General features: G+C 63.1%; 13 protein-coding genes. 2 read left to right on the plus strand and 11 right to left on the minus strand.

Annotated features, from left to right (window positions below; all coding sequences use genetic code 11):
- Window positions 1-47 precede the first annotated feature (47 nt).
- The 3 genes from AB6806_RS18915 to gabT all read right to left on the minus strand — a co-directional run bounded on the left by AB6806_RS18915 (window position 48) and on the right by gabT (window position 4,932).
- Window positions 48-1,655: an ABC transporter substrate-binding protein gene (locus AB6806_RS18915; protein WP_370955172.1), complete on the minus strand. Its 1,608-nt coding sequence runs from the start codon at window positions 1,653-1,655 to the stop codon at window positions 48-50.
- A 412-nt stretch (window positions 1,656-2,067) separates the two neighbouring features.
- A complete protein-coding gene (locus AB6806_RS18920; RefSeq protein ID WP_370955212.1) occupies window positions 2,068-3,615 on the minus strand; it encodes a malonate--CoA ligase in 1,548 nt (515 codons plus the stop codon).
- Window positions 3,616-3,654: 39 nt separating this feature from the next.
- The gene (gene gabT / locus AB6806_RS18925; RefSeq protein WP_370955173.1) at window positions 3,655-4,932 is read right to left on the minus strand and encodes a 4-aminobutyrate--2-oxoglutarate transaminase; all 1,278 of its coding nucleotides are present in this window, start codon (window positions 4,930-4,932) and stop codon (window positions 3,655-3,657) included.
- A gap of 367 nt (window positions 4,933-5,299) precedes the next feature.
- Here gabT and AB6806_RS18930 point away from each other — a divergent pair, with 367 nt between their 5' ends.
- Window positions 5,300-6,496: a CaiB/BaiF CoA transferase family protein gene (locus AB6806_RS18930; protein ID WP_370955174.1), complete on the plus strand. Its 1,197-nt coding sequence runs from the start codon at window positions 5,300-5,302 to the stop codon at window positions 6,494-6,496.
- A 103-nt stretch (window positions 6,497-6,599) separates the two neighbouring features.
- Here AB6806_RS18930 and AB6806_RS18935 read toward each other — a convergent pair whose 3' ends face one another.
- The 8 genes from AB6806_RS18935 to AB6806_RS18970 form a co-directional block, all read right to left on the minus strand.
- Entirely contained in the window at window positions 6,600-7,400 is an 801-nt protein-coding gene (locus AB6806_RS18935; RefSeq protein ID WP_370955175.1) for an enoyl-CoA hydratase, read from the minus strand.
- Between the two features lie 137 nt (window positions 7,401-7,537).
- The gene (locus AB6806_RS18940) at window positions 7,538-8,602 is read right to left on the minus strand and encodes an ABC transporter ATP-binding protein (protein WP_370955176.1); all 1,065 of its coding nucleotides are present in this window, start codon (window positions 8,600-8,602) and stop codon (window positions 7,538-7,540) included.
- Window positions 8,599-10,353: an ABC transporter permease gene (locus AB6806_RS18945; RefSeq protein ID WP_370955177.1), complete on the minus strand. Its 1,755-nt coding sequence runs from the start codon at window positions 10,351-10,353 to the stop codon at window positions 8,599-8,601. Before AB6806_RS18945 ends, AB6806_RS18940 begins: the two co-directional genes overlap by 4 nt.
- Before the next feature lie 106 nt (window positions 10,354-10,459).
- Window positions 10,460-11,491, minus strand: a complete 1,032-nt coding sequence (locus AB6806_RS18950) for an ABC transporter substrate-binding protein (protein WP_370955178.1) — start codon at window positions 11,489-11,491, stop codon at window positions 10,460-10,462.
- A 50-nt stretch (window positions 11,492-11,541) separates the two neighbouring features.
- Entirely contained in the window at window positions 11,542-12,297 is a 756-nt protein-coding gene (locus AB6806_RS18955; RefSeq protein ID WP_370955179.1) for an SDR family oxidoreductase, read from the minus strand.
- On the minus strand, window positions 12,294-12,752 hold the full coding sequence (locus AB6806_RS18960; protein WP_370955180.1) for a MaoC/PaaZ C-terminal domain-containing protein: 459 nt from the start codon (window positions 12,750-12,752) through the stop codon (window positions 12,294-12,296). The genes AB6806_RS18955 and AB6806_RS18960 overlap by 4 nt, the downstream gene beginning before the upstream one ends.
- A complete protein-coding gene (locus AB6806_RS18965; RefSeq protein WP_370955181.1) occupies window positions 12,749-13,147 on the minus strand; it encodes a Zn-ribbon domain-containing OB-fold protein in 399 nt (132 codons plus the stop codon). Before AB6806_RS18965 ends, AB6806_RS18960 begins: the two co-directional genes overlap by 4 nt.
- Before the next feature lie 8 nt (window positions 13,148-13,155).
- Complete coding sequence (locus AB6806_RS18970; RefSeq protein WP_370955213.1) at window positions 13,156-14,307, minus strand: thiolase C-terminal domain-containing protein; 1,152 nt, start codon at window positions 14,305-14,307, stop codon at window positions 13,156-13,158.
- A 209-nt stretch (window positions 14,308-14,516) separates the two neighbouring features.
- Between AB6806_RS18970 and AB6806_RS18975 the strand changes: the two genes are divergently transcribed.
- On the plus strand, window positions 14,517-15,422 hold the full coding sequence (locus AB6806_RS18975; RefSeq protein WP_370955182.1) for a LysR substrate-binding domain-containing protein: 906 nt from the start codon (window positions 14,517-14,519) through the stop codon (window positions 15,420-15,422).
- Window positions 15,423-15,431 lie beyond the last annotated feature (9 nt).

Raw genomic sequence — 15,431 nt, forward strand, 5'->3', positions numbered from 1 at the left:
GGCGGCCTGAGGCCGCCATGTGCAAGGGTTGGTTCCGTTCCCCTGCCTCAGCGGACTGGCCGGATGTTCATCGCCAGTGTGTCCTCATCGGCCCGCGGCGTGATGGTCACGCGGTCCCGCCGCATGGCCCAGGCGGTCACGATGCCGGTGATGGGCAGTGAGGGACGCTCGCGCGCGGCGATGGCTGCCGCTTGTTCCAGCAGCGTCCGGCGCTTGGCCTCGTCCATCTCCACATCCGCGGCCTCGATGGCCTTGTCCAGCTCGGCGTTGCTGAAGTTGCGGTTATTGAAGGTCCCCAGCCGCTTTTCGGGATCGTAGCTGTGCAGCAAGGTGGAAAGGGTGTAGTTTGCCTCTCCTGTCAGCGTGCCCCAGACGCCCTGATAGAAGGAGAATTCGCCGCGGCTGCGCGCCGGCGTCCACACCGCGCTCGGCTGCGCATTTGCCGGGGCATCGATCCCGATGGCAGCGAGCATCTGGGAAATCGAGGTTCCGGTTCCGCGGTCGCCTGGGAAGCCGTCACTGGTGAAATTCAACGGTGCGCGGAACCCGTTAGGATACCCGGCCTCGGCCAGAAGCGCGCGTGCGCGGCGAACATCCGGCCGCGTAGCGGTCAGCGACCGATTGTAGCCAAAGATCTGCGATGTGACGAGCTGAGTGACGGGCTTGCCCATGCCCTCCATGGCGATCTCGGCCACGGCCTCCCGGTCGATGGCCAAGTCGATTGCTTCCCGCACCCGCAGATCCAGGAACGGGTTTGCCTTGAGAGGCGAGCCATCGCGCGCCGTGATGCTGGGCGTGGACGTGCGGAAGTCGAAATCCAGGTAGAATAGGTAAGCGCTGTCGGTGCGGACAACGGCGAAGCGCGTATCCCGCTCCAGCACCGGCACATCAGCCGCGGGCACGCGAGCGATGATATCGACTTGCCCGGCTTTCAGCTGCGCCACGCGAGTCGTTTCGTTTGGCAGTTCCTTGCGGATCACGCGTTGCCACGGCTCACGCCCACCCCAGTAGCCATCGAAGCGCTGCAACACCAGCTGCTCCTTCGGCGTCCAGGAGACGAAGCGGTACGGACCAGTGCCGATGGCTGCGCGACCGCTGTTGAAGCCGTCATTGGCGGTCTCGCGCGTGGAGAAATCCCGTGCTGCGTCGTGCGATACCACGAACAGCCGGACGAAGTCGTTCGGCAGGGTGGGGGCCGGCCCATGGGTGGTAATTCTGATCGTAAGGGGATCGACGATCACCACCTCCTTCACCCGGCGTATATAGATGGTGGCAGGGTTCGGGCCGGTCACCTTCGGAATGCGCTCGATGGAGAACTTCACGTCCTCGGCGGTGAAGTCCGAGCCATCATGGAACTTAACGCCCCGGCGCAGGCGGAATTCCCAGGTGGTGGTGTCGATGGCGCTCCAGCTCTCCGCTAGCCCGGGTTGCAGCTCAAGATTGTTGCCGGAGACGACGAGCGTGTCGAAGACATGCTTCAACGGTTCGGCACTGACTGCGCTGGCGGTGAAATGCGGGTCGATGGACAGCGGCCCGGCTCGGACGCCTACGGTCAACGTTTGGGCCTGCGCGGCTGCGCCCAGCACGACGGCGGGTGCGGCGGCCAGCCAGCTGGCCACGGCCAGGCGGCTCAGACAGTAGCGACGAGTAGTCATATTGATTTCTCCTTCGGCCCGGACCGCTCGCTCCATGCGGCGAGGCTATGCCAGTTTGATAAGTGGCGCGTGCGGCACGCGCTGCTCGCGTTGGGTAAGGCGGTAAACACGGATTGCTCGTGTTTGAAGCAACCGCACCGCCTCATTGAGGCTATGCATGGTGGCTTCATCCCGGTACGAAAATTTTGAGAAAAGGAAAATAAAAGAGCCGTTGGCTGCGTCCGTTCTGCCGACGAATTAAGTGAACAGGCGCATCAAGCGGCAAATTACAGAGAAATATAGGTGCGATTGAATTAACATGCGGTCCCGAGAAAGAAACGTCAAAATTTCAGAAATGATTGCGAGTATTCTCTCAAATACGGGTTTCGTGTGAAATTTTTAGGGTTGGCTGTGTTTCCGCCGGAGCTGCGAGCTACTCCCCTGCCTTCATCTGCCTGGTGTAGATCTCTTTGTAGGTCTCGCGCAGCAGGTTCTTCTGGACCTTGCCCATGGTGTTGCGCGGCAGGTCGGCGACGATGAAGACCTGCTTGGGCAATTTGAACTTGGCGAGGCGCTGCTCCAGCGCCTTGGCGATGCCGGCGGCGGAGATGTCTGCGCCGGCCTTCGCCACCACCACGGCGGTGACGCCCTCGCCGAAATCGGGATGCGGGCAGCCAATGACGGCACTTTCGATCACGCCGGGCATCTCGTCGATCTCGGCCTCGACCTCCTTGGGATAGACGTTGTAGCCGCCGGTGATGATCAGGTCCTTGCCGCGCCCGACGATATGGACATAGCCGGCCGGGTCGATCTTGCCGAGGTCGCCGGTGATGAAGAAGCCGTCCGCCTTGAACTCGGATTTGGTCTTCTCCGGATTGCGCCAATAGCCCTTGAAGACGTTGGGACCCTTCACCTCGATCATGCCGATCTCGTCAGCCGCCAGCGTCTTGCCGGTCTCGGGATCGGTGACGCGCGCCGTGACGCCCGGCAGCGGGAAGCCGACCGTGCCCGCCACGCGCTCGCCCTCATAGGGGTTCGAGGTGTTCATATTGGTCTCGGTCATGCCGTAGCGCTCGAGGATGGCGTGGCCCGTACGCTCGCGCCATTCACGGTGGGTCTCGGCAAGCAAGGGGGCGGAGCCGGAGACGAAGAGGCGCATATGCTTCGTCGCCTCCCTGGTCAGCCTGTTATCCTGGAGGAGCCGGACATAGAAGGTCGGCACGCCCATCATGCAGGTCGCCTGGGGCAAATATTTGAAGACCTGGTCGGGATCGAATTTCGGCAGCAGGATCATCGAACTGCCCGAGAACAGCACGACATTGGTGGCGACGAAGAGCCCATGCGCGTGGAAAATCGGCAGTGCATGCAGGAGTATGTCGGCCTCGGTGAAGCGCCAGTAATCGGCCAACGCGAGCGCATTCGAGGCCAGATTGTCATGGCTGAGCATCGCGCCCTTGGAGCGCCCGGTCGTGCCGGAGGTGTAGAGGATGGCGGCGAGGTCGTCGGGCCCGCGCGCGATATCGGTGAAAGCCGTCGCTGCAGCCAGAGCCTTGTCGGAGAGCGTACCGGCCGAGACCTTCGGTGAACGCCAGACGCCCAGCGTCTCCAGCTTCGCGCCCGCCTTGTCGGCATAGGGTTTCAGCGCCGCGGCCTTGGCGGGATCGCAGACGAAGACGGCAGGCTCCGCGTCGCCGAGGAAATACTCGATCTCGGCGGGGGTATAGGCACTGTTGAGTGGCAGAAAGATCGCGCCCGCGCGCACCGTTCCGAGATAGAGCATCAGCGCCTCGATGCTCTTCTCGGCCTGCACCGCGACGCGGTCGCCGGGCTTCACGCCAAGCGCGACCAGCACATTGGCGAAGCGTCCGGAAACGTTGAGCATGTCGGCATAGGTATAGCGGTGGCCGTATTCGAGCAGTGCGAAAAGTGTGTCAGGCGCACGAATTTGCGCTCTGATCAGGTCGAACAGGTGGTTGCCCATGGTCATGATATTCCAATGAAGTCGTCGGTGCCGTCGTGCTCAGGCGACCAGGGCTCCCTCAAGGATGGCAAGCCCCTCATCGACGTTATCGTCGGACGCAGTCAGCGGTACGAGCAGGCGCACGGTGTTCGCGATCGTACCGCAGGAAAGCAGGATCAGGCCGTTCTGATGGGCGCGTTGGATGACGTGCGCGGTCTGTTCTACATCGGGCATGTTGGAGCCGCGCTCCCTGAAGATGTCAAAGGCGACCATGGCGCCGGGGCCGCGAGACGGCGAGATCGGCAGCAGATGATTGGCACGCGCCATTCGGTCCACTGCACTGCCCAGACGTGCACCGATCGCGTTGGCGCGATCGATAAGGTGCTCGTTCTCGATGACATCCAGCACCGCCAGCGCAGCCGCGCATGCGAGCGGATTGCCCGCATAAGTTCCACCAAGACCGCCGGGCTCTGCGGCATCCATGATCTGCGCGCGTCCGATGACGCCTGACAACGGAAAGCCGCCAGCCAGACTCTTGGCCACGCAGATCAGGTCCGGCTCGACGTCATAGTGTTCCATCGCGAACATCTTGCCGGTTCGGCCGAAGCCAGTTTGCACTTCGTCCGCAATAAGGACGATGCCATGCTCATCGCAGATCGCACGCAACCCTTTCAGAAGATTTGGCGGAGCTTGGTGGAAACCGCCCTCTCCTTGTACCGGCTCGATGATGATGGCTGAGACGCGCCCCGGATCGACATCGGCCTTGAAGATAAAATCGAGATGGCGCAGCGCCATATCCGTCGAGATATCGGAATCCGCGGTCGGGAAGGGAACATGCCAGACATCCGGCAGGCTCGGCCCGAGATTGCGCTTGTAGGGCCTGACCTTGCCCGTCATGGCCGAAGCGAGGATCGTGCGGCCGTGGAAAGCACCAGTGAACGCGATGATGCCTGGTCGCCCGGTCGTGGCGCGGGCGATCTTGACAGCATTTTCCGTTGCCTCGGCACCCGTCGTAAAAAACGCAGTCTTGACGGGTCCCGACATGGGAACGAGCGCGTTAAGGCGCTCTGCGAGCGCTACATAGGTTTCGTATGCCATGACCTGGAAGCAGGTATGCGTGAATTGATCGAGTTGGCGGCGCACGGCCTCCATGACACGCGGATGCCGATGGCCGGTATTGAGGACGGCGATCCCTCCAGCAAAGTCGATGTAGCGTTTGCCCTCGACATCCCAGATCTCGCTGTTCAAAGCCCGCTCCGCGAACAGTGGCGTCACATGGCCGATGCCGCGCGCGACAGACGCGTTACGACGGGCAAACAGTTCGGCGTTCGTCTGCATCGCAAATCTCCTCAGTCAGTGGCGAAACCTAGGAAGGAAGCGGCGCTCGATCTATCAGCTTTTAGTGCAGAAATTGGTCTAATTAATGCACAATTGATGCTTGTGCGTCGCACACCGGCGGCTCCACCCAGTCGATGCTCCCCCATTCCCTAAAGTCTGGAATGTAAATGGGGAGGCGATCTGATGCAGAGCAGGCCGCGTAAAGCGCCGCCAATGCGATGCCGTGAGAAAATCTCATGACGGTGTCTGGGATCGGTGCATTTTCAGTATCTGATCCGTCCCAAATTGCTGATTGTTCCGTTCGATGCGTTCCAGGAGAGTCACGTTGCCGAACCGGCGACAGAACGATCCAAGGAGCTTTGCCACCATGAGCGCAGACGACGCTTCGCGCGGCCCGTTATCCGGCATTCGCGTGATCGACGCGACGCATATGCTCGCAGGTCCCTATTGCACCTGGCTGCTGGGAGCTCTCGGCGCCGACGTGATCAAGATCGAGCGGCGCGGGGCGGGCGACTTCACGCGCATCATCGCTCCGTTCCGGGACGAGAAGAGCATCTATTTCATGAGCGTCAACCGCAATAAGCGGAGCCTGACGCTGGATCTCAAGAACCAACGGGGCAAAGAGGTTTTCGCCAAGCTGCTGGCGGGTGCCGACGTTTTCGTCGAGAACAACCGCGCCGGCGTCATGGACAGGCTCGGCTTTGGCTATGATGCTGCCGCGACGATCAACCCTCGGCTGATCTATGCGTCGATCTCGGGCTTCGGCCAGACCGGACCCTACAAGCACAAGCCCGCTTTCGACGCCATCGCGCAAGCCCTGTCGGGCATGATGAGCATCACGGGGGAAGAGGCAGGACCGCCCGCACGCGTCGGCGCCTCGATCGGCGATATCGGATCGAGCCTTTTTGCGACGATCGGGGTGCTCTCGGCGCTGCAGCAGCGCGAACGGACGGGGCGCGGCACCTTCGTCGACGTCGCTATGCTGGACTGCCAGCTCGCGCTGATGGAGAACGCGATTGCACGCTATCTGAACGCCGGCGAGGAGCCTCGCCGGCTCGGCAGCCGCCATCCGCTGATCGCACCGTTCCAAGCCTTCGCCACGGCAGACGAACCCATAGCGGTTTGTGTCGATACCGACGAGCAATGGCGGCGACTCTGCGGAGCCCTCGAACGGCCCGACCTGCTCACCGACGCCCGTTTCCCCAACGGTTCGACCAGAGCCACCAACCATGCCCAATTGGAGCCCGTTCTCGCCGCACTCTTCGCGACGCGAGGCAAGGAGCAGTGGCTTGCCATCCTCGACGAGGCGGACGTGCCGGCCAGCGCCATCAACTCCGTTCCCGAAGCGCTCTCGGATCCGCAGGTTGTCTCGCGCAACATGATTGCCGAGATTCCCGCCGGATCAGGCCGCCGCTTCGTCGGCGTTCCCATCCAGATGCCGAAGACGCCGCTCCCCGAGGAGACGGCGCCGCCGGAGCTGGGTGAGCATAGCGACGCAATTCTGCAGGATCTGGGATTCTCGCTTGAAGACATCGAGGCTCTGCGTGCCGAGGCGGTCATCTGAGGCCCACGCCAGAGTTCATTCGCTCAGGCAAGGCGCGGTCATGCGAGAAGAGGCCGGACATCCGTGTCCGGCCTCTTTCTTCACGCTCTTCAGGTGTCAAAACTCAGCGGCCGAGCCATTGCGGCTCGCGCTTGGCGAGGAAGGCGGAGATTGCTTCCTGCATGTCCCGGGATCCGTAGCAGGCGGCGAGAATATCATCGTCGCAGTCCGACGGTACGCCGTGGTTGCGCAGCCGCAGCAGGGCCTGGCGCGTGGCCCAAAGCGTGAGGGGCGCGAGCCTGGTCAGGGCCTCGGCAACCTCCTGGGCCCGATCATCGATCTCATCGTCGCCGACGACGGCGCGGATCGAGCGCGTGGCCAGCAGATCGTCGGCGCCGAGCAACTTGGCGCTGAAGATCATTTCCTTGGTCGCCGCTTCGCCCAGCATCGAAATCAGGCGGGCATAGTTCATCAGGCTCAGGCAATTGCCGACGGTGCGGGCGATGGGAAAACCGAAACGCAGCGAGGGCGCAGCGATGCGGACATCGCAGGCCGAGGCCAGCAGCGCGCCCTGGCCGACGCAGGCGCCCGCCATGGCCGCGACGGTCGGAATCCGGAGCGCCTCGATCGCCACGATCAACGCCTCGGCCTCGCGCTCGAGCGCGATCGCCTCCTCGGGATTGGCAGCCTTTGCCAGCGAGCCCACATCCGCCCCCGCCATGAAGGCAGGTTTCTCGCCGCGCATGCCGGTGAAGACCACGGCCTTGGCGCTGCCGTCCCGCGCGATCGCGTCGACCGCCTCGATCAAGGCCTGTTCCATCGTCGAGGACAAAGCGTTGCGAACCTGGGGCCGATTGAAGATCAGCCACTCGACGTCGCCCTTGCGTTGCCTCAACAGAGGTGCGTCTTCGTGATGCTTCGTCATGCGTGAAATCCGATCGAGCTGAATGGTCTTCGCCGCTAGAGCATTTCCGCGTCTCTCCGAATCGCTGAAATGCTCTAGATCTTTGATTTATCTCATTTTCTTCACGCGAGCCGGTATCCGCTTCGCTTGAAAATGCTCTACTGGGGCGTATCCAGGATCTGGCAGGCGGCGGGCGGCAGATGCACGCAGACCGGTTCCCCGATCGATGGCCGCAGATGAGGCGCGACGAAGGCTCTCACGCTTCCTCCGTCGGCGAGATCGATCAGGACGTCACGATATTCGCCCAGATAGGCGCTTCGCTTCACGACGCCGTCCAGTCGATTATGGGGTATTGTCGCGTCGCATAGCTGCAGCCGGGACGGGCGAATGCACAGAACCGCCGGCTGGCCGGGCGCTACACTGCTGCGGTCCTCCGCGTGAAGGGTCGTCGCACCGATGCGGATCGCGCCCCCGGCTTCCTTCACGCCCTTGATCTCGTTGTTGCTGCCAATGAAGGAGGCAACGAAAGTGTTCGCCGGCTTTTCGAAGATCTCCTCGGGCGAGCCGAACTGCTGAACCACGCCCGCCCGCATCACGGCAACCTTGTCAGCCGTGACCAGCGCCTCGCCCTGGTCGTGCGTCACATAGACAGTGGTAATGCCGAGTTCGTCATGGACGCGCCTGATCTCGAAACGCATCTCCTCGCGCAGATGCGCATCGAGATTGGACAGGGGTTCGTCGAGCAGGAGGATATTCGGCTCGACCGCCAATGCCCGTGCGAGGGCGACGCGCTGTTGTTGGCCGCCCGACAGCTCGAAGGGATAGCGATCGCGCAAGGCGCCGAGGCGGACCGTGTCCAGCGCCTTGTTGAGCCGGGCCTCGAGCTCGGACCTGCTCAGCTTTCGCAACTTCAAGCCGAAGGCGACGTTCTCGGCCACGGTCTTGTGCGGCCAGACCGCATAATTCTGGAAAACCAGCGAGATCCCGCGATGCTCGGGCGGGATCACGTTCCGAGGGCTGGAAAGCAGTTCCTTGTCGGCCCAGATCTCGCCGGAACTCGGCGTGTCGAACCCGGCCAGAAGCTGTAGTGTCGTCGATTTCCCGCAGCCCGAGGGTCCGAGCAGCGCAAGCAGGGCTCCGTCAGGAATGACCAGATCGCAAGACTTCAGCGCCTGATAGGTGCCATAGGACCTGCTGAGTTGCCTGATGTGGATTTCGCTCATGGGACGTCTCCGAGGCAGGCTGCATTGCGCCTCCGGCGAGCGGCTCCCTCCGTGATGAAACGGGCAAGCAGGACGATCATGAGGGTGGCGGCGAGGAGCAGGGTGCTCGCAGCACAGACGGCTTCGTAATTGCCGCCGTCCTTGTAGTTGTAGATCAGGGTGGTCATGACGTTGGTCTTCGGCGAGACGAGGAAGATGGCGACCGAAAGTTCGCGCATGATCGGGATGAAGACGAGGAGCCAGGCCGCGACGAGGCCGCCACGCATCAGCGGCACCGTGATCGCGGTGAAGGCGCGGCCTTCGCTGGCTCCGACGCTACGTGCAGCGCGCTCCAGATCGGGGCTGATCCCCTTGAGGATCGAGCCCGCCTGCGAATAGGCGATCGGCAGGAAGGTCGCGACGAAGGCGGCGATGACGATGGTGCCGGTGCCGTAGAAATTCAGCGGCGGTCGGGTATAGGCGGAGAAGAAGCCGACCGAGAGCACGATGCCAGGAATGATGATCGGGATCGTAACCAGCGCGGCGAGCAGGCCCGCGCAGCGAAGCAGCCGCCGCTCGACGATATAGGCGACGATGATGCCCAGCAGCACGCAGACGCTCGCCGCAACTGCGGCATAGAGCAGCGAATTGACGATCGCATGCTGGGTTTCGGTGTTTTCAATGATAGCCCAGCGATACCAGTGGAAGGTCAGATTGCCCGGTACCGGGCCGAGGCCCCAGGCCTTGCTCAGCGATACGAGCACGATCGCGACATAGGGCAGCACAACGGCCGTGACCGGCACGACCAGGGCGAAGGCAAGGGCCGGCAGGCGCCATGTCTTCAGCCGGATCAGCCGGCCGGCCCTGCCCTTTCCACCCACGGTGACGAATTGCTTGCGGCCCAGGATCTTGTGCCTGGCATAGAAGAGGCCGCCCGTGACGATGACGAGGGGCAGACAATAGGCCGCCGACAGGAACAGGGCGGGCGGGAAGAGCTGGTAGAATTCGGCAAGCTTCGTGGTGACCACGAGCGTGCCACTCGGCGTCAGCAGGAAGGCGGGTACGCCAAACAGCGTCATGCCCTGAATGAAGGACAAGATGAAGCTGACCAGCACGGCCGGCATCACCAAGGGGATGGTCACGGTGATCATGGTCCGCACGACGCCGGAGCCGAGCGTGGTCGCGGCGTCCTCGAGCTCGACCGCCATTTCGTCGAGCGCGCTCGACACCATGGTGAAGGTATAGGGCACGGTGTAGATCGCACAGACGAAGATCGTGCCGGTCATTGTATAGATGTTCATCAGGGGCGCCTGACTGCCCGTGACCGCCCGCCAGCCGACATTCAGCCAGCCGGAGTTCGGCGCGGCGAGCAGAATCCAGCCGAGCGCGCCGATGAAGGACGGCGTGACGAAGGCAGCCAGGGTGAGCACGCGGATGAACCAGCGGCCCGGCAGATCGGTCCGCGCCACCAGCCAGGCCAGAGGCACGCCGAGAAGCGTCGAGAGAACGGCGACGGCGCTCGCGAGCAGAAGCGAATTGAGCACGGGCTTCATCAGCGTCGCGGAGGCGAAGATCTGGCGATAGTTGCCCAGCGTCCAGAGGCCGGTGTCGTCGTCATGCAGGCTGTTGTACAGAATCCAGCCGAGCGGCTGGACCACCAGCAAAAACAGCGCCACGAGAAGTGCCGCAAGAACGGTCCAGCGCAGCATGTGATGGCGCTGGGAGCCAGTGGACGCTGACCGGACCGGCATCGTGGGAAACGACAAGGTCATGGATACTCTTCTGACTTGAACATGATCAAAGCCGGCTGCACCCCAAAGACGCAGCCGCTGCAGATGAATCTCCGGCGAGAACTCAGGTGCCGCGCGTGCTCGATCGTCAGACGACGATCTCCTTCCACTTGGCGATGCCCTCGGCAACCTCGGCTGCAAGATTGTCGACCGGGTTGCGATACCACTTGATCGATTGCAGTGTGCGGCCCTCGGCCCAGGGCACGTCGGTGCGCAGCGTCGGCCAGAAGTTCTTCGACAGGATTTGGGACACCTCGACCGAGTACAGGAAATCCGTGAAAAGCTTGCCGGCATTCGGATGGGGCGCCTTGGCCGGCACGGCCACCAAGCCGAGATTCAGGATGGCGCCATCCTCGGGAACGGTGACGTCGATCGGGTTTCCGGCAACCTTCTGCGCGAGCGAGTAGCTGAAGGGAGCCCCCGAACCGACGGAACGTTCGCCCGAGAGAATGTCGGTCACGGTATCGACGTTCGACTGGCCGACCTTGGGCTTCTGCCTGGCGAAGGCTTTCAGGTAGTCGTCTCCGTATTTCTTGCGGATCGCAACGACCCAGCTCGCGACGTCGCCCGAGAAGGCCGGGCTGCCGGTGGTGATCTTGCCGGCCCAGGGCGCGTCGAGCAGGGCCTGCCAGGACTTCGGCGGGGCCGCGACCTTCGAGGACTGACTGATCGTCGTCAGGCTGATGGCGCCGACATGGAAGGCGTTGTCTGGATCGAGGCTGCGGAAATCGGCTGGGACCATCTCGAGATCGGCCGGCTTGTGCGGCTGGATCGCGCCGATCTTCTTCAGATCGATGTAGTGGAGCAGGTTGGTCGTGCCCAGCGAGTCGCACTGGACCGCATTGTTCTGAATCTCCAGGCGCAGGCGCGTGTAGACCGTCTGGGACGCCTGCCGCAGCAGGTTCACCTCGATCCCAGGGTACTTCGCCTTGAAAGCATCGCGGATTTCCTCGATCGTCTTCTGCTCGTATGAACCCCAGTAGAGGTTGAGCGCGCCCTCCTTTTTCGCTGCTGCATAGAGGGCGTCGTCCGCGGCGCTGGCTGGCAGGATGCGAGTGGCGGAGGCGGCGATGCCTGCGGCACCTGCCAGCAGGACATGTCTTCTGTTGAACGTCGTCATCGGCTGGTTCCCCTGTTTGATTTTGAAGCGTCTCTTTTTTGAAGCCTTGATCAGTAGTCGCCCGTCGTCGCGCCTCCATCGACGACGATCACCTGGCCGGTGACGTAGCTCGCATCATCGGAAGCCAGGAAGGCGGCGACCGAAGCGATCTCGAAAGGCTGGGCCGTCCGGCCGAGCGGCATCTTCGCGATCCAGTCCTCCCGGAGCGCAGCCGGCACATCTGCCAGAATGGCAGTCTCGACGATGCCGGGAGCGATGGCGTTCGCGAGAATGCCGCGTTTGGCGCCCTCCAGCGCCACCGTATGGGTAAGGCCGACGATGCCTGCCTTCGCGGATGAATAATTGGCCTGGCCGAAGGATCCGAAGATCGCCGTCGAGGCTGTGTTGACGATCCGGCCCCAGCCCTTCTTGCCGATCAGGGCAAAAGCGGTTTGACAGCCGAGCCATGTCCCACGCAGGCTGACGTCGATGACCTGATCCCATTCGCGGTCGGTCATTTTCGTCAGCGACCTGTCGCGGACGATGCCGGCGACATTCGCCATGATATCGACCTCTCCGAATGCGGCCGGCAGGGAGGCTATGGCGGTGTTCCAGCTGTCGCGGCTCGCGACATCGATCGCGACCGCATGGGCGGGTTGGCCCTTTGCGACCAGGCGCTCGGCAAGCTCGACGGCCTGATCGAGGTCCAGATCGGCGACGACGACGCGCGCGCCCTCGCTGGCAAAGCGCTCGCAGATCGCGGAGCCGATCCCGCCGGCGCCACCGGTGACGAATGCGGTATGACCTTCGAGACGGCGCGATATCATGGCGGATCTTTCTGTGCACCGGGGCCGACAAGCAGCACGTCCTCGCCTTCCTGAACGGTTTCGCCGCGCTGGTTCTTGAGCGTCATGGCAACCCGGACGATCCCGCGTCCCGGCTTCGAGCGACTCTCGCGGGTCTCCGTGACCTTCGCTTCGTAATGGATCGTGTCGCCTGCGAAGATGGGGCCGACGAAGCGGCGCTGCGTCTCGAGGAACGCCTCGATCGCCCAGTCATCGATGGCCGAGCGCAGGCCGGTGCTGAGCGAGTGGCCGAGCATGCCATGGGCGATGCGCTTGCCATAGGGGCTGTCGGCCATGAACGCTGCATCCATGTGCAGCGGGTTGAAATCTCCGGTCAGGCCCGCGAAGAGCACGATATGGGTCTCCGTGACGGTGACCCGCGCCGATGTGGCGGCCCGGCCCGCCTCGATTTCAAGAAAGGGGACGGTCATCGTCATGTCTGCCGGCTGCGAAATATCGGCAGGGCGATGCCATCCGGCAATGACGTGAAGGCGACTGCGACCGGCATGCCGACCTGCACCTCGTCCTCGGCGATTCCCTCCAGTCGCGACAGCATGAGCACGCCCTCCTCGAGCATCACCAGGGCGCAGGTATAGGGGGTGTCCATGGGCCCGTTGCCGCGATGGATGGTGGAGAAGGAAAAGACCGTGCCGCGCCCGCTGGCCTCGACCCATTCCGGCGTCGCTTCGGGCGCGTATAGCGAGTGCGCGCGGGGATACCATTGGTGGCGTCCCGTCACCGGGCAGCGCTGGATCAGCAGCTTTCCAGCTTGCGTAGCCTGCCAGAAGGGGTCGGACACGATATCGGTGATGGGGGAACTCAGCGCTGTCATGGTTTCCCCTAGACCGTCAGGATTGCTGTCGCGGCAGCGCAGAAGGTCCCACCCAGACCGTGCACGAGGGCGACTTCGGCATCGGGGACCTGAACGCCCGGCCCCTCGCCCCTGAGCTGCCTCACACCTTCGATCATGGCGAAGATGCCGCGCTTGCCGGGATGATTGGAGGACAGGCCACCGCCATCCGTGTTTGAGGGAAGTAGGCCGCCGAGAGCCAGATGGCCGTCATCGACAAAGGCGCCACTTTCGCCCTTCGCGCAAAAACCGAGATCTTCGAGCGCCAGCATGGGCGTGATCGTGAATGCGTCGTAGAGCTGGGCGACGTCGATATCGGCATGGCTGACGCCTGCCATGGCAAAGGCGCGCGGCCCGGACATAGCGGCCGGCGTGGTCAGATCATGGTCGATCTGGCTGATCTGCGTCCGTGCTACGGCCGTCCCGAAACCCGCCAGGTGAACGGGTCTGGATCGGCAATCGCGCGCCCGCTCCCGGCTGGTCATCACGATGGCGCCTCCGCCATCCGTGACCACGCAGCAATCCAGCTTGCGCAGCGGTGTCGCGATCATCGCAGACCCAAGAACGTCGTCGACCGTCAGCGGAGCGCGGAAGCGCGCGTCAGGATTGTTCGCCGCATGCTGCCGAAAGGTGACCGCGACCTTCGCCAACTGCTCGGAGGTCGTACCGTAAAGGGCCATGTGGCGCTGTGCGAACATGGCGTAGGTGGAGATCAATGTCGGCCCATAGGGCAGCTCGAACTGGCCGGGACCGGCTGGAAAAACGAACGGGTCGAAGGAGGGCGTGGTCAGCGGCCACCAGCGCGGGCAGGAGGCGTAGCTGATGACGACGACATCGGCGAGCCCGGCTGCAATGGCCGCCGCAGCATGGCCGGCGTGAACGATGTAGGAGCAGCCACCGACATCGGTACTGTCGAAATAGGTCGGCCTGATGCCGGCATATTCGGCGAACTCGGTCAGGCTGCTGACGCCGCCGCCCTCAGCCCAGTCACCGGCCGCCACGCACAGGCCGTCAACGTCGGACAGGCTGAGGCCGGCATCCGCCAAGGCTCCCGATATGCATTCCATCTGCAAGGCGAAGGGATGCAGGCGGGGTGCTTGCCTGCGAGGCGACTCGTACGCCCCGACGATCGAGGCCTTCATCGACGTGTCGTTCACTCATAATGACCCCGGTTGCAGAGACTTGGAGCGTATGGCGTTCCCTCGACCCGACAAGCAGTTTGAAATCCCCAGATTGGTGCATGGAGCGCACCGAATTATGCTTGACGGCCTTGCCGGATCTGCTTGATCTGGGCGGCAAATCGGTATTTGTGATCGCTGTTTGGTGCAGCTGACGGTTAGGAGAGTTCTCGATGCGCCGCCGCCTTCCGCCGTTGCTGGCGTTGCGTGCATTCGAGACGTTTGGACGGACGGGTACGGTTAGGGGCGCAGCCGACGAGTTGGCTGTCTCGCATACCGTCGTCTCCCGCCACATCCAGAACCTCGAATTGTCGATCGGGATCAAACTCGTGCAGAAGTCGGGGCGGGGCCTGGCGTTAACGCGGGAGGGCAAGCGCTATGCCGTCCAGATGCGGCACGCTCTCGATCTCATCGCGGACGCGACAGGCGAGTTGTGGAGCGGCAGCAGCGACGCTCTCCACATTTGTTGCATGGCTGGTCTCGCATCGCGACGCCTGCTCGCGCGGCTGCACGAGATCGAGGAGTTCCTGGGCGGGCGCGAGATCATTTTACAGCCCATTTCCTCGCGGCCTGATTTCAGCCAGGGCGACGTCGATGCCGAGATCAACTATCTGGAAAACCCGAGCTTTCCCGACGAGCTGCGCGGAGAGATATTCTTCCGTCCCCGGATTCTTGCCGTCGCCAGCCCTTCGTTCAAGGCGCAGCATCCCGAGGCGGCCAGCCTCGCAAGCCTGACCGACCTGCCGCTGATCCATGAGCGATCGACGCGGCAGTGGGAGAACTGGTTCGATCATGCCGGCATTACTGAAACCCCTCGGCTCCGCGGGCCGCGGCTCTGGCATGGCCACCTGGCTGTCGAGGCCGCGCTTCTCGGACAGGGCGTCGCCCTCGTCAGCGATCTCATGGCGGGGGAGCTCCTGCTGCGGGGGGAGCTTGAGGAAATGGTGCCCACCAATATTCGCATGGGAGGGTACTACTTCATCACGCAGGCACGGCGCTGGAACGAAAATTCGATTGCCGCGCTACGTAAATGGCTGCTCCAGACTTTTCCGGACAATCACGCTAACACGAACGAATAATGTACCAGA

Source organism: Allobosea sp. RCC_152_1 (assembly GCF_041360765.1).
Classification (GTDB): domain Bacteria; phylum Pseudomonadota; class Alphaproteobacteria; order Rhizobiales; family Beijerinckiaceae; genus Allobosea; species Allobosea spartocytisi.